The organism is Stappia sp. MMSF_3263, assembly GCF_030733745.1.
Lineage (GTDB): Bacteria > Pseudomonadota > Alphaproteobacteria > Rhizobiales > Stappiaceae > Stappia.
The window spans coordinates 117,622-136,933 of record NZ_JASHIK010000005.1 but is presented as its reverse complement, the minus strand read 5'-3'; the positions used below and the strand labels follow the sequence as shown (position 1 = coordinate 136,933).

The window sequence follows — 19,312 nt, the reverse complement described above, 5'->3', positions numbered from 1 at the left end:
GTGTCGTCTGCTCACCGCTTTGGCTGTCGCCCCGCCTCACTCGTCGATGCGGCCGGGCTGCAGCCCCCTCTTCAGAAGCAGGCGCGCGGCACGCCAGATGCCGACCAGCGCCATTCCGCCAAAACCGGCAAGGGAAAGAAGCAATCCGAGGGGGATCAGGAAAAACGGCTCCTCGACGTGGCCGTAGGCGTCGATCCGCGAACCGATGACATTGTAGGCAAGGCCGCAGGCAAGCCCGGCACAGCCGATGATGAACAGGATCGAATAGGTTTTCATGACGCACTCCCGCCCGGCGCAGACACGCGCGCCGTCCGGTATCCGGAGTAGGCGCGTGCGCCTGAACCCGACATGAACACCCGGAAAACTCTTCTCAGCGCAGATGGGACAGCAATTTCGCGGCGCCGCCGTCGCCGCCCCGCATCAGCTTCTCCAACTCGCCCCGCCCGCCCGTTGCGTAGACGGCGGTGGCCTTGAGAAGGTCGGCGAGTTCGCTGGCGGACGACGCGTCGAAGCGGAAATGCGCGCCCCCGGTCAGACGGGCGATCTCGCGAAAGGCCGTTTCCGCGTGCCCGTCCCGTCCTTCCTGGAAGACGAAGGCCGGCACGCCGAGCAACCCCAGTTCACCCGCCCTTGCGCAAAGCGCGTCGACGTCCTCCTCGACGCAGTCGCCGATATAGACCAGCGCCTGCACCTTGCGCCGTTTCGTCTCGTCGATGGCGTGGCGCAGGACCTTGCGGATCTGGGTCTGCCCGCCCCGGCAGTCGATCCGCGTCATCAGCCCGGCCAGCGCCCGGGCATCGCTCACCCATTTCGAGGCGGCGCATTCGCCGAAGCCGCGAAAATAGACAAGCTGCATGGCAAGCTCGCCGACCTTGCCGGCAGCAGTGAACATCTCGGCCTGGATCGTGCAGGCCCGGTCCCAGGTCGGCTGCCGGCTCATCGTCGCGTCGAGTGCGATCACCAGCCGCCCGGCCTGTGCAAGATCGCGCGTCTGCCTCGCCGCGCCGAGAAACGCCGCGATCTCGCTGCGCGCCGAGGCGGCGGGCGGTTTGCCATCCCCTGTTCCGGCCGGCGCGCGACTGCGTGTCGTCTCGATCTTGCGCTCGTCTGCCACCTCGTCTCCTCATCTTTCACACTACCTGCGGGCAGTCGATTTCCATATGGCGCCCATTGCGGAAAAAACCAAACCCCGCCCTCAAAAGACGCTAAACAGCGTATCCGGAGCCGGCGGGGGACCGGCGATCTGTGCGGGAGGATACCGGAAGAATGATCGGGCCGAAGATTTACGAGACCGTTGCCGAGATGCGCCAGGCCGTCGATGCGGCGCGGGCGCAAGGCAAGCGCATCGCCCTCGTTCCCACCATGGGCGCCCTGCACGAGGGGCATCTGTCGCTGGTGCGTGCCGCGCGCGAGCACGCCGGGCATGTCATCGTGTCGATCTTCGTCAATCCGACCCAGTTCGCCCCAACCGAGGATTTCGATGCCTATCCGCGCGATTCGGAAGCCGACCTGAGGCTCCTGGCCGGACTTGGCGTCGAGGGCGTCTTCATGCCCCCGGCAGAAGAGGTCTATCCGCAGGGCTTCGCGACGGCCGTGTCGGTCGGCGGCCCGGCCGAAGGACTGGAAAGCGCCACCCGCCCGCATTTCTTCGGCGGCGTCGCCACGGTCGTCACCAAGCTGCTCCTCGCCGCACTGCCCGATGTCGCCGTGTTCGGCGAGAAGGACTACCAGCAACTCTGCGTCATCCGTCGCTTTGTCCGCGACCTCGACATTCCGGTGAACATCCTGGGCGGCCCGACCGTGCGCGAGAAGGACGGCCTCGCCATGTCCTCGCGCAACCGCTATCTCGACGCCGATGCCCGCCGGACGGCGGCGCTCGTGCCGCAGGTGCTCAGTGAAGCCATCGACCGCCTCGACGCCGGAGAAGAGGCGTCCACCGTCCTGGCGGACGGAACGGCAAGGCTCGCCGAAGCTGGTTTTTCCGTCGACTATCTGGAACTCAGGGACGCCGAGACGCTCGCACCGGTCGACCCGAACGGCACCAGTGCTGCCCGCCTGCTCGTCGCCGCAAAGCTGGGCAAGACCCGGCTCATCGACAACATGAACGTCGCCCGCCCCACGGCCGGTTGGCGCTGAACGCCTCGCAGACCGCCTCAGATCAGGCCGAGCTCGACCAGTTCCCGGCGCATCGCGTCGGGAATGTCGCCGCCGCCCTCCAGCTTGCGGATATCGGGCGGCGCGTCCTTGGCCGTGAGATAACGCCAGCCCTGAAAGGGACGGCGCGGTTGCGGCCGGGTCGGATGCAGCACCGGTTCCAGAACCAGATGGCAGCGCTTGATGCCGGCCGCGTCGGTAAAGGGGCGTATGTCGGTGAGAAACTGGCGCACCTGGATCGATCCCTTGATCACCCAGTAGAGCGAGCCGCCATCAAGGATTTCCTCGCGCCGCGAGGGCACCATCCGCGTCGTGTGATACTGCTCGACCGGCGCGCCACTGGCGCGCTTCTCCTCCAGCCGGAAGTCGATCGAGGCCTGAAGATCCTCGATGGAGTCCACGCCAACACAGAGTTTGAGCAGATTCAGCGCCATGGTCCCAGTTATAGGGCCTGACGCGCGCCGGCAAACCCGCAAGTCCCCGCTCTGCCCGCTATGCACAGGCGATCGGGAATTTTGCGCTCAGCCGGCCATGGCGGTGCTTGCACACGCGCGCCGCCAACCTATCTCCCTGCCCATGAACATCTTTCTCACCGGCGGATCGGGCACGATCGGGCGCGCCGTTCTCATCGCACTGATCGGGCGCGGCCACCGCGTCACCGCCCTTGCCCGCTCGGACGCAAGTGCCGGGCTGCTGCAGGAGGCTGGCGCCCGGGTTGTGCGCGGCGACATCGGCAAGCCAGCCGACTGGTTCGACATCGCCCTGGCCGGCGATGCCCTCATCCATCTCGCCAGCAGCTTCGATGCGGATGCGCAAGCCGCCGAGGCAGCCCTCGTCGAGGCCCTCGCGCAGACCATCCCCGGCCGCAAGACGCCGTTCCGCCTCGTCCATACCGGCGGCATCTGGCTCTACCCGGAAAACCCGCCCGTTCCCTTGGACGAGACCGTACCCTTCGCACCGATCCCCGCCTTCACCCATGTCGCGCAAGCGATAGGAAAGCTCGAGGCAATCGAGGGACTGTCGCTGGCAATCGTCCATCCCGCGCTGGTCTGCGCCCCGGACAGCGGTCCGGTGGCGGACATGGCCAGGGCAGCGGCAAGCGGAGAGCCCTTCGCGACACGCGCCGAAGCGGGCACGCTGTGGCCGCTGGTCGAGGCGGGCGACCTCGCCGAGCTGTATGCGCTTGCGCTGGGCTCCTCCCGCCAGCGCCTGCGGGTGATCGGCAGCGGGATCGAGGCGGTCGCCGTCGGCGATCTCGCCGCCCTCGTCGCACGGCGACGGGGCGCGGAGTTGCGGCTGGAGCGGGAGACCGCCCCTACCGACACCCCGCCCGATCTCGACATCGCCGCCGGCTACGCCCTGTCTCAGCGCGCGTCCGCCGAGAGCGCAAAACGACTTCTTGGCTGGCAGCCGCGTTTCACGGACGCCGAAAGCCTTGTGCTTGCACTGGTCGACGCGCCGGCCTGAAGGAGAGAGGCCTCAGTCCGCCGCCTCTTCCGCCAGCGCCACCACAGGCGCGCCCTGGTCGACCTGCCCCCCCTCGGTAACGAAGACGGCCTCCACCGTGCCGTCGCGCGGCGCGGTGATGGCATGTTCCATCTTCATCGCCTCGACCACGGCAAGCCGTGCGCCTTTCGCGACCACATCGCCGGGCGCCACGTCGACGGCGATCACCTTGCCATGCATCGGCGCCTTGATCGCTGCCGCCCCGTCCGCATCGTCGGCGGCACGAGAAAGCTGGTCGACAAGCGTCACCCGCACGGACCGTCCGCCTTCGATCGCGTAGACGTCATGCCCGGCACGCATCACGCGTCCCCTCACCCCGGCAGCAGCTGCCTCCTCCCCCGTTTCCGGGTCGATCACCACCGCCCGTCCATCACGCCAGCCAAGCGTCACGAGGTCCGGTTCGCCGTCGACCTCGACCGGAACACCGGATCGGCGCGGGCCGGCCATCTCGAAACCGCTCGTCGCGGCAAAGGGATCGCTCCACCCGGTCGGCTCCCCGACAGGCCTGTCCGGCATCACGAGGGCCGCGACCGCCGCCGCCACCGTCGCGTCGGAAACGCCGCCGCTCGTTAGCGCTTTCAGGTCCCGGTCGATCAGGCCGGTGTCGAAGCCGCCGGCGCGCACATCGGGATGGCCGACCAGTGCCGAAAGGAAGGCGAGATTGTTCTTCGGCCCGGCAATCAGCGACCGGTCGAAGGCGGCCGCCAACCGGTCGAGGGCAGTCGCCCTGTCGGGTCCGTGAGCGATGATCTTGGCGATCATCGGATCGTAAAAGGCGGAGATCTCGGCGCCTGTCTCGACGCCGGTATCGATGCGGATGCCGTCGCCGCCGGGAAGGTCGAGAAGGTCGAGACGCCCGGTCGAAGGCAGAAAGCCCGTGTCCGGATCCTCCGCGTAGAGGCGAACCTCGACCGCATGGCCCGACAGCGAAATCTCCTCCTGCGCCATCGGCAGTCCCTCGCCCGAGGCAACCCTGAACTGCCATTCGACCAGGTCCTGCCCCGTCACCAATTCTGTCACCGGGTGCTCGACCTGCAGCCGCGTGTTCATCTCCATGAACCAGAAGCCGTCCGGTCGCAGCGTGCCCGAGCCGTCGGCGATGAACTCGATAGTGCCGGCACCGGCATAGTTGACGGCCCTGGCCGCCGCGACCGCGGCCGCGCCCATGGCAGCGCGGGTCTCGGCGGTCATGCCGGGAGCCGGCGCCTCCTCCAGCACCTTCTGGTGGCGGCGCTGCGCCGAGCAGTCCCGCTCGAACAGGTGCACGGCATCGCCCTTGCCGTCGCCGAAGACCTGGATCTCGATATGGCGCGGGTTGAGGACAAATTTCTCGATCAGCACGCGGGCATCGCCAAAGGCGGACTTCGCCTCGCGCTGCGCCGAGGCAAGCGCGGCCTCGAACTCAATGGCCTTGTCCACGCGGCGCATGCCCTTGCCGCCGCCGCCGGCAACCGCCTTGATCAGGACCGGATAGCCGATCTCGTAGGCCTTCTGCTTGAGGAACTCGGCCTCCTGCCGGTCGCCGTGATAACCAGGCACCACCGGCACGCCGGCCTTTTCCATCAGCGACTTGGCGCCGTCCTTCAGCCCCATGGCGCGGATCGCCGCTGCCGAGGGGCCAACGAAGACGATGCCGGCCGCCGCGCAAGCCTCTGCAAAGGCGGCATTTTCCGACAGGAAGCCGTAGCCTGGATGGATCGCGGCCGCACCCGTCTGTCTGGCTGCCGCCAGAATTCGCTCGCCGACCAGATAGCTTTCGGAGCTCGGGGCCGGGCCGATCGCCACCGCCTCGTCGGCCATGCGCACATGCAGCGCGTCGCGATCGGCTTCCGAATAGACAGCGATGGTGCGCAGGCCGAGCCGGCGCGCGGTCTTGATGATACGGCAGGCGATTTCCCCGCGATTGGCGATCAGCACCGACTCCAGCATGGGATAGGTCCTCGTTGTGAAAGGCTTGGCTTCTCGCGGGCCGGTCGATGGCCCGCAGCGGGGATTACATGCGGAAGACGCCGAAACGGGTCTCGGGAACCGGCGCGTTGAGGGTCGCGGACAGGGCGAGGCCAAGCACCGTGCGGGTCTCCTCCGGCAGGATGATGCCGTCGTCCCACATCCGCGCCGTGGCATGATAGGGGTGGCCCTCCGCCTCGTATTTCTCGCGGATCGGCGTCTTGAAGGCGGTCTCCTCCTCCACGCTCCAACTGCCGCCATCGGCCTCGATATTGTCGCGCTTGACGGTCGCAAGGACGCTGGCCGCCTGCTCCCCGCCCATCACCGAAATCCTCGCATTGGGCCACATGAACAGGAAGCGCGGCGAGTACGCCCGCCCGCACATCCCGTAATTGCCGGCGCCATAGGAGCCGCCGACAATCACCGTGATCTTCGGCACCTTGGCGCAGGCCACCGCCGTGACCAGCTTGGCCCCGTCCTTGGCGATGCCGCCGGCCTCGTATTCCCGCCCGACCATGAAGCCGGTGATGTTCTGCAGGAACAGGATCGGGATGCGCCGCTGGCAGCACAGCTCCACGAAATGCGCCCCCTTGAGCGCGGATTCGGAAAACAGGATGCCGTTGTTGGCGATGATGCCGACGGGGATGCCCTGAATACGGGCAAAGCCCGTGACCAGCGTCGTGCCGTAGGTCGCCTTGAACTCGTCGAGTTGCGACCCGTCGACGATGCGGGCGATCACCTCGCGGATATCGTATTGCTTCTTCAGGTCGACCGGCACCACCGCGTCGAGATCGCGCGGGTCGACAAGCGGCGCGCGCGGCGGGGACAGGGCCAGATCCGGCGCCTTGACTGTGTTGAGATTGGCGACGATGCCGCGCGCCTGCGCCAGCGCCTGGTCATCGTCGACCGCATAGTGATCGGCAACGCCAGAAACACGGGCATGCACGTCGGCACCGCCCAGATCCTCCGCCGACACCTCCTCGCCGGTCGCCGCCTTGACCAGCGGCGGGCCGGCCAGGAAGATCGTCCCCTGCCGCCGCACGATGATGGTTTCATCGGACATGGCAGGCACATAGGCACCGCCCGCCGTGCACGAGCCCATCACCACGGCGATCTGCGGAATGCCCATGGAGGACATGGTCGCCTGGTTGAAGAAGATGCGGCCGAAATGATCACGGTCGGGGAAGACCTCGGTCTGGTTGGGCAGGTTGGCGCCGCCGGAATCGACCAGATAGATGCAAGGGAGCCGGTTCTCCATGGCGATCTCCTGCGCCCGCAGGTGCTTCTTCACCGTCATGGGATAATAGGTGCCGCCCTTGATGGTGGCATCGTTGCACACGATCATGCAGTCGCGGCCCGAGACCCGGCCGACGCCGGTGATAAGCCCTGCGCCGTGGATCGCGTCGCCATAAAGGCCATGGGCGGCAAGCGCCCCGATCTCGAGAAAGGGGCTGCCGGGATCGAGCAACCGCGCGACGCGCTCGCGCGGGAGCAACTTGCCGCGGGAAAGGTGCCGCTGGCGGGCACGCTCGTTGCCGCCGAGCGCGGCCGTCCGCCGCTTGTCGACAAGGTCGGCGCGGATCTCGTCCCAGGCGGCGCGGTTGGCCTCCACCTCGGGTCCGTGGGTCGTGGAATTGCTGCGCAGGATCGCCACCTGGTCGTCCCCCCCGTTTGGTGTCGCGCGGGTGCCCGAAAGCTCCCTCCCCGCGCCGCCGTTGTCGCCTGTCATGCCGACATTGTATGACGCTTACGTTTTAGTCAACAGCATCATTTTTCGTGTTTTTATACATATACTTGTAAAAAACTAATCGACCTCCTCGGCGGACAGAACCCACGATTCCGCCGCAGCCGCCGCCCGCCATTCGAGCATCAAGGGATGCGTCATCACCGCCTGCGCATAGGCTCTCTCGACCTCGCCCATGGGCAGCAGATAGGTCAGGAAACGGGAGACGACCGGCGCGTAGAAGCAATCGGCGGCGGAAAAGGCGCCGAACAGGAAATCCCCCTCGCCCGCATGGGCCGCGCGGCAGTCACGCCAGATCTCCACGACCCGGGCGATATCGCGCGACGCATCCGGCTGGGCGGGGTGAGGCGCCGGCGCGCGACGCAGGTTCATCGGGTAATTCCCGCGCAGGTCGGAAAAGCCGGAATGGAATTCGGCGCAGATCGCCCGCGCCCGCGCCCTGGCCGCCCGCTCCGCCGGCCACAAGCCGGAACGCGGAAACCTTTCGGCCAGATATTCGATGATGGCGAGCGAATCCCACACGGTGATGTCCTCGTCGATCAGCACCGGAACCCGGGCCGCCGGCGTTATCTCGCGGATCTGGCTCGCGAATTCCGGCGTGTCGAGCGGCACAAGCACCTCCTCGAACGGATGCCCCGCCAGCCGCGCCGCAAGCCAGGCCCGGAGCGACCAGGAGGAATAGGTCTTGTTGCCGATCACCAGTTTCATGCCAGGTCCCCTGCCTCCGGCGCACGAATGTGCAAGCCTTCGTAAATATCGTGACGCTAGTCTGTTCCAGGCCAGCCCCGCGAGGCCAGATTCGGATGAACACGCTGATGTTGCAAGCTTCCCGCTCCCTCGTTGCCCTGCTTGCCACCGCAGGCATCGCCATCCTGGCAGGCCTTGTCCCCGTGCGGGCGGAACCGGTGGCCTATCGGCTCGCCAACACCGCGACACTGGCGCGCGAGGGCGACGAGGTGGTCGTCATGCCGACCGGCTTCGATCAGCGCCTCGTGCATATCGACCTTGCCGATGACGGCGGCGAACTGACCCTCGATATCGGCACTCCGTTGAAACTGTGGCGAATTCCCAGCGGACTGGAGCGCATCGAGTGGCCGGTGGAGGCGGGCATAACCCTGGCTCGCGAGGACATTCCCGCGATCACCGGCCGGGCCACGGCAGCCGAGGTCCCCACATGGGGCGCCGAGGTCGACTGGCCCAAGCTCGGCCCGGTCACGCTTGTCCTCTTCGAACTCGACGCGCAGACCTATGCCGGGATGCTGTCCAGCACACCGTCAGGCGTGCGCAGGCTGCGCCAGATGATTTTCCGCCAGATGACGGTCCGCAACCGTCCCAAGGATCGCCCCGCACGCCGGGCCCCGACCTCCCCGTCCGCCCTTGCGGATTGAGAAACTTCAGCTTTCCGCCCTTGCCTTCGGCTCCTCGACCGGTCCGCCGGCCTCCCGCCAGGCGCCGAACCCGCCGTCCACATGGGCGACTGGGGCGAGCCCCATCTCCTGCACGGCCCGCGTCGCCAGCGCCGAGCGCCAACCGGCGGCGCAGAAGAAGACGAAGCGCTTGTCCTCGCCGAAGGCCGGATTGAAATAGGGGCTGTCCGGATCGACCCAGAACTCCAGCAATCCGCGCGGAACATGCAGGGCGCCCGGCACCTTGCCCTCGCGCTGCAACTCGCGCACGTCGCGGATATCCACGAAGACGACCGCATCGTCGCCATGCAGGGCAACCGCATCGCTGGCGCTCAGCGTCTCGATGACCGCATTCGCCTCCTCGAGCAACGCCTTGTAACCCTTGGTGATTTTTCCGCCCATCCTCGGCCTCCCCTTTGGTCCCTTGTCAGCGCGGCTGACTGTCCGGCCGGGCAAGTGTTTCCGCGCCGACGTCCGATGGCAAGCGGCGATCCCCGCGAAACGCAAAAAGGGCGCGGGGAATGTCCCCGCGCCCTGTTCTGAAAACCGCTGGATCCTTCACCGGTCGCTTTCGCCGGTCTCGATCCCTGCCGCGCGCCGGCCCGGATCGCTCCGGGCCTCTCGCGGGAATTACTGAACCGCGACCACGGTCGCGGAAGACACATCCCCGCCGAACACATACATGAGCGCGAGAATGCCACCTGCCAGGAGAACGGCCCAAGCCGTTACGCCCCAACAGGATTTCTGAACCTGTTCGTCCATTGAAGCCCTTTTGTCCGATTGTCGCGGCGAACGATTTGCCCCCGTGCCGCCTTCGGTCTGAACGCGGATTTAACGATTTGGCAATCTTTTCGCAAGCGCAAAAAATGTGCGACCTGCCGTGCGCGTCACGCATGCCGGAGGGGTTTCCGGCCGCGGAACAAGGCCCAGCCCCTCGTCGAAAACACCGATCCCCCGGCCGCGCAGTTTGTGCAAGTTCGACAATTTCGGACAAAAAACTTCGAGAAATTGTCGCAAAAAATATCGAAATTGCAGCAGACATGCGCATGGCCGGGCCGGCGACGGAGGCTTCATCGACCGATGAGAAACGGGGATCCGGAGGGGACAAGGGGACCGGTGCACACACAAGTCCCGTTCCGGAACGCCCGAACATCCGCTTCACGGTGAAAAGCGGGGATTACTTTTTCCGCGAGGAGCGGATGCCCGGCACCTTCTTCACGTCCCCGTCCGCCACAAGTGCCAGGTATTCGGGACTGCCCCCGCCCACCAGCGCCACTCGGCCCTCCCCGTCGCTGTGAATGCCCCAGCCGTAGGACTTGACCAGCGGAGAGGTCCGCAGGCACGCCCGTCCTTTCGAAAAGTAGGCCTGCCTGTTTTCATCCGTATCGGAAAGCTCCGGGTTGCGCGCCAGCTCGACGCGCCACAGGAGGTCGTCGCTCGACATCGCATGAGGCGCGCCGTTCAGCAGCCCGAACTGCAGGGCGGCGATCGATCCGGCGCGCTCGGGGACCGCAGGGCCGTCGCGCTTGCAGTCGTCGGAGACAAGAATGAGCGTCTGGAAATAGTTGGTGGTGTGCATGAGATCCCGCTTCGGTTCGAAAGCCGGCAAGGCTCGGCCTGCCGGTCCGGATCAGAGCCAACCATTCTTCTGCAATGCCCAAAGGAGAACCGCAAGGGAGCCCATGGCGGTGATGGCGCCGCGCACGCCGAACCAGACGCGCAGCTTCCAGATGGAAATGACAAAACCGAACATGATCGCCCCGACGAGCACCGCCTTGCCGTTGCCGTGACCTGCCAGGCGGATCGCCACATAGGTGGCACCCCCCATCGCACTGGCGATCAGCGGCATGTTCCGCGCAAGCCAGTCCAGATGCGTCCGCTCCCGCTCGTCCTCGTCCATGTCACATCTCCCGCCGGAAGCACCCGCCTTTCACCTGCACCAGGCAGCGAGTTTACCAGTTTTGCGGGAAACGGGTACAGCAGCAGCGGCCCCGCCCTGGCAAGGGAGGGGCCTGACGACCGACTGGCGTGAGGTTCGAGGCCGGCCGGCCTCACGCGATGGAGCGCGAGGCCTCGCGCAGCTTGACCGTCGCCTGTTCGACCCGACCGGTCTCCTGCGACAGATGCTGCATGTTCTGCGTGATCGTCGCGACACCCGCATAGGCCTGGTGCATGTTGTCGGAAATATCGCGAGTGACGCTCGACTGTTCCTCGATGGCCGAGGCGACATTGGCGGAGATGCCGCTGATCTCCTCGATGATGCTCATGATCGAACGGATGGAAGCCTCGGCCATCGACGAGGAGTTCTGCACCGAGACGATCTGGGCGTTGATGTCCTCGGTCGCCTTCGATGTCTGCGCCGCAAGGCTCTTGACCTCGCCAGCCACAACCGCGAAGCCCTTGCCCGCCTCGCCGGCGCGTGCTGCCTCGATCGTCGCATTCAGCGCCAGCAGGTTGGTCTGCCCGGCAATGCTGTCGATCAGTTCCAGCACCTCGCCGATCTTCTGCGCATCGGTGGCAAGCCCGCTCATCACGGAGGTCGACTGCTGGGCCTCGACAACGGCGCGCTGGGCGACCGCCATGGCCTGATTGACCTGCCGGGTGATCTCGTCGATCGATGCGGCAAGCTCCTCGGTGGCGGTGGCGACCGCCTGGACGTTGGCCGATGCCTGAAGTGACGACGACGAGGCGTCGGTCGCCTGCATATTGGCCTGCGCGATCGACACGGCGACGGAATCCAGGTCGGTATCGATCTGCTTCTGCACCTTCTCGCGGTGCTTGCGCATCTGCACCTGGACGGTGCGGTCGGTGGCGAACTTGATCACCTTCACCGGCCGGCCATCCTCGTCGAGGATCGGATTGTAGGTGGCCTGGATCCAGACTTCCTTGCCGCCCTTGCCGTAACGCAGATACTCGTTCGCCTGGAACTTGCCGGTCTTCAGACTGTCCCAGAACCGGCGATATTCGGCGCTCCCTGCATGCTCCGAACCAACGAACATTCGATGATGCTTGCCCTGGATCTCGTCGAGCGTGTAGCCCATCGCGTCGAGAAAATTCTGATTGGCGTTGAGGATCGTGCCATCCATGTCGAAGCTGATGATCGCCTGCGACCTTTGAATGGCCTCGATCTCGCCGGACATTTCAAGATTGCGACGCTTCTCCCCGGTGATGTCGGTGGCAAGCTTGACCACCATCACGGTACGGCCGGCCCGGTCAAAGACCGGATTGTAGGAGGCCTGCAGCCAGACGTCCCGCCCGCCCTTGCCGACACGGCGGAACTCGCGCGTCTGCGCCTCGCCCCGCGCCAGGCTCGCCCAGAACTTCTTGTAGTCGTCGCTGTCGCGCTCGCTCTGCCTGACAAACATGCTGTGATGCTTGCCCTGGATCTCGTTCAGGCTGTATCCGACCGCTGCAAGGAAATTGCTGTTCGCGTCGAGGACCTTGCCTTCGGGCGTGAACTCGATCATCGCCTGGGACTGGCTGATCGCATCGAGAAGGGCTTTCTTCTTGTCGTAGAACATAGGCACAGTGACCATTGCCGCACGTCTCCATTGCTTTGGGAGACCATGCGATGAAACGCGTTGAAATGGCGTTAACATGACTTCATAAAATGCAAAATAATCTTGCAATATGAAATATTCCGTATGTCGTTGAAACGAAAAAATCAAAATCATTTGATATTCAAACGCAAAAATAGATATCCTGGATGATTAAATTACAAAAACATCGTATTTGTACTAGGTCTCCAAAAAACGCTCGCAACGTAAGAAGATCAGGTGTTGCAGGCGAAAGCACCGCCATCGACGTTCAAGACCTGGCCAGGCGAGTTGCACGCCCGCCGGGCGGTTGGTATCGCTAGTTCGATGGCGGCCAACGGCACGGGAACGACTACATGATCGACATGTCGGCGACGGATCTGGCCGCGCTTGCCTGGTTCATCGCGGCCTGGCTCGGCTTCAATGTCCTGGTCGAGCTGTCGCCGTTGAAACGGCGAACGCTCTCCTACCATATGGACCTGCATCGTCACGGCTGGATGCGCACGATGAGCCGGCGGCCGGTCAGGATCATGGATGTGGGGATCGCGGCCGGACTGCAGCAGGGCACCGGCTTCTTCGCCTCCACCTCGCTGCTCGCCATCGGCGGCTGCTTCGCGCTGCTGACCTCGACGGATTCGATCCTGAAGATCATGAGCGACCTGGGGCTGGAGGATGGCGACAGCGTCGCCAACTGGGAGCTCAAGGTCATCGGCCTGACCCTGATCTACGCCTATGCCTTCTTCAAGTTCGGCTGGGCCTACCGGTTGTTCAACTACGCCACCATCCTGATGGGGGCGATGCCGGAGGACGAGACGGAAATCGCCACGCGCGAAGCCTTCGCCGACAAGGCGGCCGGCGTGATGGTGCTGGCGGGAAACCATTTCAACCGCGGCCAGCGGGCGTTCTTCTTCTCGATCGGCTATCTCGGCTGGTTCGTCGACCCGCGCCTGCTCGTCGCCACCACCTTTTTCGTGCTCGCCGTCCTGGCGCGGCGTCAGTTCGCCTCGCGCGCCAGGACGCTGGCGGCGTCGCTGCACCAGTTGCCGTCCGCCCCGATCGAGCCGGCCGGCGGCATGAAGACCGAAACGGGATCGACGAACCCCTTCACCCGGTAATGGCCGAGCGCCCCGGCATGGCAGCCCATGAGATCGGCGATGGTCTCGGACACGAGGATGTCCTGCCTCAACTCCCGTGTCAGCCCGGCGATCCGCGAGGCAAGGTTGACCACCGGCCCGACCACCGTGAAATCGAGCCGTGTCTCCGCCCCCACATTGCCGAAAAAGACATCGCCCGCATGCAGGGCGATACCGACGCGCAGCTCGGGCGAGGTCTCGCAACAGGTGCGGTTGATCGCGGAGATGTTCTCGCCCGCCTCGCGCGCCGCCAGCAGGGCCTGGCTCGCCGCGTTGCGGGCGCTTTCCTCGCAGCCATACGGAAACACCGCCATGACCTCGTCGCCGATGAACTTCAGAACCTCCCCGTCATGCGCCTCCACGGCCCGCGTCACCGCGTCGAAATAGGCGTTCAGCAGGCCGACCAGCTTGTCGCCCGGCAGCGTGTTGGAGAGTTCAGTGAAGCCGCGCAGGTCGAAGAAGCCGACCACGGCGGAGATCGTCTCGCCGTCGCCGCGCTTGACCGTGCCGGCCAGAACCCGCGCGCCGGCCCGCCGCCCGACATAGGTGTCGAGCAACGTGTGGCTCATTCTCTTGAGGGTCTGAAGCTCGCACAGAAGCGCCAGCGGCCGGGCAATCGTCTCGAACAGCGACAGCTGCGCGCTGGAAAAGCCGCCCTCGACCCGGGTGGCGAAGGTCACGCCCTTGATCGAACCGTCGGAGAAGGGAAGCGGCAGAGCCATATAGTCGGAATAGCCCGCCTCCACCAGCTCCGGCACGATGCCGTAGTCCGGCAGGGGATCGGGGCCGCACAATCGGATCCGCACGCTGCGGCTCTCCGAGAAAACCACCTTGAACGGACTGCTCTGGTAGGCCTTGAGGCTTTCCGGTGTCTCCATGTAGCGCCGCAGCTCGGTGCCCGCATCGGTGGTCCAGGTGACGCCCTCGGTGCGCACATTGGGATGCAGGATGGAAATGCCGGTGGTGACCCGGTCGACCGGCACGCCGGCATCGTTGAGCCGGATCGCCAGCGTTTCCACCAGCATCGAGGCGTCCTCGATCCGCACCGCGTCGCCGTGAAGCCACTCCATGACTTCGGCGGCGACGAGACTTGCACTGATTGTCATGCGTCACGCCCCTGGATCGCCGGTGCCTCCCGCAAACCGAGCGGGACCCCCGACCTTGTTCGTATCGATGCCTGGGGCGGCCGATCCGCACCCTCGCGGAAGCGGATTGGTCGTCCCAGTTCGGCCGGCCGGCACCCGCGAGCGAACGCGCGTCAGGCAACCGGAGAAGGCGGGACACCCTGCCGGCCCCGCGCCTTCCGCTAGATGGGGATTGAGGCTGGTCAAAAAAAGACCCGCTCTTCGACTTCCCACCTTGCCCCCGTTGCCATCCCCGGCGCCTGGCGTAGTCGCACCTGCCGGGAGCACTGGCGAGGCCTTCGGTCGGCCGGCGGCGTCGCTACTGGATCTTGCGCTTGCGGGCCTTGGCCGCATAGGGGTTGTCGCCCTTGCGGTAGCTCAGCCGGATCGGCGTGCCCGGCATCTCGAACCGCTCGCGCAAGCCGTTGACGAGATACCGGGTGTAGCTTTCCGGCAGCACTTCGGGCCGCGAGCAGAAGACGACGAAATGCGGCGGGCGCGCCTTCACCTGGGTAAGGTAGCGCAGCTTCACCCGGCGCCCGGCGACCGCCGGAGGCGGATGGTGGACGAGAACGCCATCGAGCCAGCGGTTGAGCCGCGAGGTCGAGACGCGCCGGTTCCACATGTCGTAGGACTGGAAGGCGGCGTCCATCAGCTTGTCCAGACCGCGCCCGTGCAGGCCCGACAGGGTGACGATGCGAACGCCGCGAATCTGGTTGAGATAGCGCTCGGATGCATCGGAAATGCGTTGCATCGTCTCGGCGTGGTCCTCGATCAGGTCCCACTTGTTGATGGCGATGACCAGCGCCCGGCCCTCGCGGGCGACGAGATCGATGATCTGCAGGTCCTGTTTCTCGAACGGAATGGTCGCATCCAGAGTGACGATCACCACCTCGGCGAACTTGATCGCGCGCAGCGCATCGGCGACGGAGAGCTTCTCCAGCTTCTCCTGCACCCGCGCCTTGCGGCGGATGCCGGCAGTGTCGAAGATCTTCACGTGCTTGTCGCGCCAGACCCAGTCGACGGAGATGGAATCGCGCGTAATGCCCGCTTCCGGTCCGGTCAGCAGCCGTTCCTCGCCCAGGAACCGGTTGATCAGCGTCGACTTGCCCGCATTGGGGCGACCGACCACGGCAACGCGCAAGGGCCGCGTCGAACTGCCCGCCGCCGGACCCGTGTCGACCGGCTCCTCGTCCTCGTCCTCGGTCACCACATCGACATCGGTCACGGCGATCTCGCCGGCCGCGATCGCTTCCTTCTCGCTCGCGGCCGCTTCGTCGGCGGCATCGGCCGCATCGACGATCGGCAGCAGCACCCGGTAGAGATCAGCAAGCCCCTCGCCGTGCTCGGCCGACATGGCGATCGGATCGCCGAAGCCGAGGCTGAAGGCCTCGTAGAGACCGCCCTCGCCCGAGCGGCCCTCCGCCTTGTTGGCGATCAGCACGACCGGCGTGCTCGTCCGCCGCAGCATGTTGGCGAAATGGCTGTCGCTGGGCGTCAGGCCGGCGCGCGCATCAATGACGAAGAGCACCGCGTCGGCGGCGGCGATGGCCTCCTCGGTCTGAGCCCGCATGCGCCCTTCCAGGGTCCGCGCGTCCGCCTCCTCGAGGCCGGCCGTGTCCAGGATGGTGAAGCGCAGGTCGCCAAGCTTGGCATCGCCCGCCCGGCGGTCGCGGGTGACGCCCGGCGTGTCGTCGACCAGCGCCAGGCGCTTGCCGACAAGACGGTTGAAGAGGGTGGACTTGCCGACGTTCGGCCGCCCGATGATTGCGATTTTGGCAGGCACGGTATCCAGATCCCGGCAAAGCGAAAGCCCGAACCGGGACATGATTGTCCCGGTTCGGGCATCCGGCAAGAACGAATGCATCCCGCGCCATGGCGACGCGGGATGCGGGAAGGCTACATGAGAACGGGCGCGAGCGCCCGTTCGTGTCAGTTGAACGCGACGACGTCGCCCTTGGAGGTGATGGTCACCATCCGTCCGCCGGCGATGATCGGCGTCACGTAAATGTCTTCGGAGGTCGACGAGGAGCCGACAACCCGGCCCGAGGCGGCATCGATGCGGATCATCCGCCCGTCACTCGACACCGCGACGAGAACGCCGTTCGCCAGCACCGGCCCGGCCCAGTTGATCCGCTTTTTCTTGCCCTCGACATTCGGCAGCACGGTGCGCCACAGCGCCGCGCCGTTGCGCCGGTCGATCGCCACCATGCGGTCCTCGATGTCGATGAGGAACACGGCGCCGCCCGAAACGACCGGCGTGTGCAGCGACCCGACATCCTGCTCCCAGACGCGCTCGCCCGTGCGCAGCTTCGAGGCCACCAGCCGGCCGGAGACCCCCGAGGCATAGACCATGTCGCCGGCAACGACCGGGCTTGCGGCCACATCGGCGAAGCCCGAGACGGCGCGCGTGCGGTAGGACCGCGTGACGCCCTCGATCCACTTCGGCTCGCCGCTCTTGAGATCGAGCGCCATCACCTCGCCCGAGGTGAAGGGCACGATCACCGTGCCCCCGGCTATCGCCGGATTGGCGAAGGCGAGCAGGCCGCTGTTCTCGGCAATGCCGCTATAGGTCCAGCGCTCCTCGCCGTCGCCCTGCGCGGCCGCGTGGACCTCGCCGGTCTGGGTGACGGCGACGACGACGTCGCCGGACGCAGCCGGGGCCTGACGGGCCGGCGCGCCGATATCCTTGTTCCAGATCACGGCGCCGGAACCGGCATCGAGCGCGACGAGCTGGCCGTAGCCGGTCGCCGCGAAGACACGGTTGCCCTCGGCAGCAACACCGCCGCCGGAGGCGACATCACGCTCGCCCTCGGGACGCAGCGAGCGCCGCCACAACCGGCCGCCATTGGTCGACAGAGCCGTCACGTCGCCGTTCTGGCTGTAGACGAAGATGCGGCCATTGGCCGAAACGGGTCGTGCCGCGGTGCGCACGGTGCCGGAAAAGACGCCGCCGGAGCCGCCGCCCATGGACGCCCGCCAGGCCCGGCCGCCGGAGATTGTCGCGGCGACATTGCCGGAATTGTTGGCCCCGTCGCCCGCGCCCTGGCGCCATTCGACGGAACTGGCAGCGCCGACACTGGCCGTGCCGGAACCTTCGGTGGCAAGCGGGTCGGCGGTGTCGAACAGCGCCTCGCGCTCGCCCGGAAGGATCTTTTCCTTGGAGAAGGGATTGAGATCGGTAAAGGTCTCGCAGGCGCCGAGCGCCAGCGCCGAGACCATCACGAAGACCAGTTTCGAGGCGAGCCCGGAAGCCGGCCGTGCGGATACGCGCGCCATCACGACTTCGCCTCCTCGTCCGGCTTGCCCTCAGCCGCATTGATCAGGTCGAGCACCGTGCGCGCTCGCGTCACCACGTCGCTCGGCGCGCCCTCCTGGCCGACGATGCCGTCGATCCAGCGGCGCGCGGCGGCCGCGTCCTCCTGCTTCCAGGCCGACAGGGCCAGTGCCTCTCGCGCCAGGAAGCGCCATGCGTTGTCGTCGCCCGAGAGCACCTCGAACCGCGACGTGGCGCCGGCGTAATCCTCAAGATCCATGGCCAGGTAGCCGGCCCTGAGCCTTGCGATGTCGCGCAGGAGCGGATCCTTGCGCCCGTCGTCGGCAATCGCGTCGAACGCGGCAATGGCCGCTGCCGGATCGCCGGCCTCCGCCTTCAGCGCGGCCGCGCGCATGCCCGCCAGGGTCGGATATCCGCCCTGTGCGTCGGCCAGCTCGACAAGCCGCGCCTCGGCCTCCGCGAACTTGCCGTCCTCGGCAAGGCGGGTTGCGCTGACGAAAACGTCGCCGGATGCCTGGGCCTGCGTCTCGCGCCAGTAGAGCCAACCGCGATAGGCGGCGGTGCCGACGACGATCAGGACCGCAAGCGCGATCAGATAAGGACCGAACCGATCCCACAGGCGCTTGAAGCGCTCATGCCTGATCTCCTCGTCGACCTCGCGAAAAATGTCCGACATACGCTACAATTTCCTGAAACTTGGCGTGGATTGCACCCGGCCTCCCGGCCCGGCGCGGCGCCACCATATCCATTTGACCCTGCACTGGCAAACGGCCCGTTCGGGCATGGCCACCCCTCCCCTTGCGCGTCTTCGTGGCGCAAGTGAGGCAGCCGGCCAGACGCTGGCCGCTCAGACGACAGAAACGCCGATCAGCCACTCATGCAGATAGAGGACGAAGGCGACGTAGAGACCGAGGCCGACCACGACGGACACCACGTCACCGGCCATCGAGGGAGACGCCGACACCGCGCCCCCGGCATTGCCGCGCCGCTTCAGCGATATCCGGTCGAGAACGGCCCAGCCCAGGAAGGCGGCGAAGAGCAGCACCGAGGCGGCATCGCCATTGGCGAGCAGATGCGCCAGCGCCCAGATCTTCACCGACAGGATCATCGGGTGCTTGGTTGCCGCCTTGATCCGCCCCGCCGGCGCATTGGAAGCGACCAGCAGAACGAAGACCGGCACCATCAGCAGCAGGGTGACATGGCGCATCCACAGCGGCGGATCGTAGAGGATTGCCGGGCCTTGCGAGCGCGCAACACCATAGCCGTAGATCAGCAGGACAAAGCCGGCGATCGACAAGACCGTGAACAGGCCCTTGTAGCCGTTCTCGCCAAGGCGGGTGCGCAGGCGTGTCCGCACACTGGTCAGGATGGGCAGCATGTGGACGCCCAGAAAGGCGACCAGGCCAAGCACGAGCAAGGTCATGGCAAAGATTCTCCCTCAAAGTCACCGGGCGACTTGACTGGTTTCCCTGCTTCCGGTCAAGC

General features: G+C 66.2%; 18 protein-coding genes and 1 pseudogene. 4 read left to right on the top strand and 15 right to left on the bottom strand.

Going from position 1 to position 19,312, the window contains the following annotated elements; genetic code table 11:
• Positions 1–36 precede the first annotated feature (36 nt).
• Complete coding sequence (locus tag RBB46_RS07935) at positions 37–276, bottom strand: DUF3955 domain-containing protein (protein ID WP_306028372.1); 240 nt, start codon at positions 274–276, stop codon at positions 37–39.
• Positions 277–370: 94 nt separating this feature from the next.
• Positions 371–1,021 (bottom strand): VWA domain-containing protein, encoded by a 651-nt coding sequence (locus RBB46_RS07930; protein ID WP_306028571.1) that lies wholly within the window; start codon positions 1,019–1,021, stop codon positions 371–373.
• 245 nt (positions 1,022–1,266) lie between these two features.
• On the opposite strand from RBB46_RS07930, the gene panC reads away from it, so the two are divergent.
• Positions 1,267–2,136, top strand: a complete 870-nt coding sequence (gene panC, locus RBB46_RS07925) for a pantoate--beta-alanine ligase (RefSeq protein WP_306028371.1) — start codon at positions 1,267–1,269, stop codon at positions 2,134–2,136.
• 17 nt (positions 2,137–2,153) lie between these two features.
• Here the strand turns inward: panC and RBB46_RS07920 are convergent, their stop codons facing one another.
• Entirely contained in the window at positions 2,154–2,588 is a 435-nt protein-coding gene (locus RBB46_RS07920) for a DUF1489 family protein (RefSeq protein ID WP_306028370.1), read from the bottom strand.
• Between the two features lie 142 nt (positions 2,589–2,730).
• On the opposite strand from RBB46_RS07920, the gene RBB46_RS07915 reads away from it, so the two are divergent.
• Complete coding sequence (locus RBB46_RS07915; protein WP_306028369.1) at positions 2,731–3,621, top strand: NAD-dependent epimerase/dehydratase family protein; 891 nt, start codon at positions 2,731–2,733, stop codon at positions 3,619–3,621.
• Between the two features lie 12 nt (positions 3,622–3,633).
• On the opposite strand, the gene RBB46_RS07910 is transcribed toward RBB46_RS07915, so the two are convergent.
• The 3 genes from RBB46_RS07910 to RBB46_RS07900 all read right to left on the bottom strand — a co-directional run bounded on the left by RBB46_RS07910 (position 3,634) and on the right by RBB46_RS07900 (position 8,059).
• The gene (locus tag RBB46_RS07910; RefSeq protein ID WP_306028368.1) at positions 3,634–5,589 is read right to left on the bottom strand and encodes a biotin carboxylase N-terminal domain-containing protein; all 1,956 of its coding nucleotides are present in this window, start codon (positions 5,587–5,589) and stop codon (positions 3,634–3,636) included.
• A 64-nt stretch (positions 5,590–5,653) separates the two neighbouring features.
• A complete protein-coding gene (locus RBB46_RS07905; RefSeq protein WP_306028569.1) occupies positions 5,654–7,261 on the bottom strand; it encodes a carboxyl transferase domain-containing protein in 1,608 nt (535 codons plus the stop codon).
• A gap of 150 nt (positions 7,262–7,411) precedes the next feature.
• A complete protein-coding gene (locus tag RBB46_RS07900; protein ID WP_306028367.1) occupies positions 7,412–8,059 on the bottom strand; it encodes a glutathione S-transferase family protein in 648 nt (215 codons plus the stop codon).
• 107 nt (positions 8,060–8,166) lie between these two features.
• Here RBB46_RS07900 and RBB46_RS07895 point away from each other — a divergent pair, with 107 nt between their 5' ends.
• Positions 8,167–8,739, top strand: a complete 573-nt coding sequence (locus RBB46_RS07895) for a hypothetical protein (protein WP_306028366.1) — start codon at positions 8,167–8,169, stop codon at positions 8,737–8,739.
• A 6-nt stretch (positions 8,740–8,745) separates the two neighbouring features.
• Here RBB46_RS07895 and RBB46_RS07890 read toward each other — a convergent pair whose 3' ends face one another.
• From RBB46_RS07890 to RBB46_RS07875, 4 genes are all read right to left on the bottom strand, one after another.
• Entirely contained in the window at positions 8,746–9,159 is a 414-nt protein-coding gene (locus RBB46_RS07890) for a rhodanese-like domain-containing protein (RefSeq protein ID WP_306028365.1), read from the bottom strand.
• Positions 9,160–9,934: 775 nt separating this feature from the next.
• The gene (locus RBB46_RS07885; protein ID WP_306028364.1) at positions 9,935–10,336 is read right to left on the bottom strand and encodes a DUF6157 family protein; all 402 of its coding nucleotides are present in this window, start codon (positions 10,334–10,336) and stop codon (positions 9,935–9,937) included.
• A 51-nt stretch (positions 10,337–10,387) separates the two neighbouring features.
• On the bottom strand, positions 10,388–10,657 hold the full coding sequence (locus RBB46_RS07880) for a hypothetical protein (RefSeq protein ID WP_306028363.1): 270 nt from the start codon (positions 10,655–10,657) through the stop codon (positions 10,388–10,390).
• Positions 10,658–10,808: 151 nt separating this feature from the next.
• The gene (locus tag RBB46_RS07875) at positions 10,809–12,293 is read right to left on the bottom strand and encodes a PAS domain-containing methyl-accepting chemotaxis protein (protein ID WP_306028362.1); all 1,485 of its coding nucleotides are present in this window, start codon (positions 12,291–12,293) and stop codon (positions 10,809–10,811) included.
• Between the two features lie 356 nt (positions 12,294–12,649).
• On the opposite strand from RBB46_RS07875, the gene RBB46_RS07870 reads away from it, so the two are divergent.
• The gene (locus RBB46_RS07870) at positions 12,650–13,408 is read left to right on the top strand and encodes a DUF599 domain-containing protein (protein WP_306028361.1); all 759 of its coding nucleotides are present in this window, start codon (positions 12,650–12,652) and stop codon (positions 13,406–13,408) included.
• 44 nt (positions 13,409–13,452) lie between these two features.
• Here the strand turns inward: RBB46_RS07870 and RBB46_RS07865 are convergent.
• From RBB46_RS07865 to RBB46_RS07845, 5 genes and pseudogenes are all read right to left on the bottom strand, one after another.
• Positions 13,453–13,995, bottom strand: a pseudogene (locus RBB46_RS07865) (adenylate/guanylate cyclase domain-containing protein); the annotation flags it as partial.
• An 874-nt stretch (positions 13,996–14,869) separates the two neighbouring features.
• Complete coding sequence (gene der / locus RBB46_RS07860; protein ID WP_306028360.1) at positions 14,870–16,336, bottom strand: ribosome biogenesis GTPase Der; 1,467 nt, start codon at positions 16,334–16,336, stop codon at positions 14,870–14,872.
• Positions 16,337–16,482: 146 nt separating this feature from the next.
• Positions 16,483–17,829 carry a PQQ-binding-like beta-propeller repeat protein gene (locus RBB46_RS07855; protein ID WP_306028359.1) on the bottom strand — a complete coding sequence of 449 codons (1,347 nt, stop codon included), beginning with the start codon at positions 17,827–17,829 and terminating at the stop codon, positions 16,483–16,485.
• Positions 17,829–18,503 carry a tetratricopeptide repeat protein gene (locus RBB46_RS07850; RefSeq protein ID WP_306028358.1) on the bottom strand — a complete coding sequence of 225 codons (675 nt, stop codon included), beginning with the start codon at positions 18,501–18,503 and terminating at the stop codon, positions 17,829–17,831. The genes RBB46_RS07855 and RBB46_RS07850 overlap by 1 nt, the downstream gene beginning before the upstream one ends.
• Positions 18,504–18,674: 171 nt before the next feature.
• Positions 18,675–19,250, bottom strand: a complete 576-nt coding sequence (locus RBB46_RS07845) for an NnrU family protein (protein ID WP_306028357.1) — start codon at positions 19,248–19,250, stop codon at positions 18,675–18,677.
• Between the last annotated feature and the right edge of the window lie 62 nt (positions 19,251–19,312).

What these genes read in the sequence shown, in the direction of transcription:
- RBB46_RS07935 (WP_306028372.1), bottom strand. Translation starts at nt 276, where the DNA reads ATGAAAACCTATTCGATCCTGTTCATCATCGGCTGTGCCGGGCTTGCC.
- panC (WP_306028371.1), top strand. Translation starts at nt 1,267, where the DNA reads ATGATCGGGCCGAAGATTTACGAGACCGTTGCCGAGATGCGCCAGGCC.
- RBB46_RS07920 (WP_306028370.1), bottom strand. Translation starts at nt 2,588, where the DNA reads ATGGCGCTGAATCTGCTCAAACTCTGTGTTGGCGTGGACTCCATCGAG.
- RBB46_RS07915 (WP_306028369.1), top strand. Translation starts at nt 2,731, where the DNA reads ATGAACATCTTTCTCACCGGCGGATCGGGCACGATCGGGCGCGCCGTT.
- RBB46_RS07910 (WP_306028368.1), bottom strand. Translation starts at nt 5,589, where the DNA reads ATGCTGGAGTCGGTGCTGATCGCCAATCGCGGGGAAATCGCCTGCCGT.
- RBB46_RS07900 (WP_306028367.1), bottom strand. Translation starts at nt 8,059, where the DNA reads ATGAAACTGGTGATCGGCAACAAGACCTATTCCTCCTGGTCGCTCCGG.
- RBB46_RS07895 (WP_306028366.1), top strand. Translation starts at nt 8,167, where the DNA reads ATGTTGCAAGCTTCCCGCTCCCTCGTTGCCCTGCTTGCCACCGCAGGC.
- RBB46_RS07890 (WP_306028365.1), bottom strand. Translation starts at nt 9,159, where the DNA reads ATGGGCGGAAAAATCACCAAGGGTTACAAGGCGTTGCTCGAGGAGGCG.
- RBB46_RS07885 (WP_306028364.1), bottom strand. Translation starts at nt 10,336, where the DNA reads ATGCACACCACCAACTATTTCCAGACGCTCATTCTTGTCTCCGACGAC.
- RBB46_RS07880 (WP_306028363.1), bottom strand. Translation starts at nt 10,657, where the DNA reads ATGGACGAGGACGAGCGGGAGCGGACGCATCTGGACTGGCTTGCGCGG.
- RBB46_RS07875 (WP_306028362.1), bottom strand. Translation starts at nt 12,293, where the DNA reads ATGGTCACTGTGCCTATGTTCTACGACAAGAAGAAAGCCCTTCTCGAT.
- RBB46_RS07870 (WP_306028361.1), top strand. Translation starts at nt 12,650, where the DNA reads ATGATCGACATGTCGGCGACGGATCTGGCCGCGCTTGCCTGGTTCATC.
- RBB46_RS07855 (WP_306028359.1), bottom strand. Translation starts at nt 17,829, where the DNA reads ATGGCGCGCGTATCCGCACGGCCGGCTTCCGGGCTCGCCTCGAAACTG.
- RBB46_RS07850 (WP_306028358.1), bottom strand. Translation starts at nt 18,503, where the DNA reads ATGTCGGACATTTTTCGCGAGGTCGACGAGGAGATCAGGCATGAGCGC.
- RBB46_RS07845 (WP_306028357.1), bottom strand. Translation starts at nt 19,250, where the DNA reads ATGACCTTGCTCGTGCTTGGCCTGGTCGCCTTTCTGGGCGTCCACATG.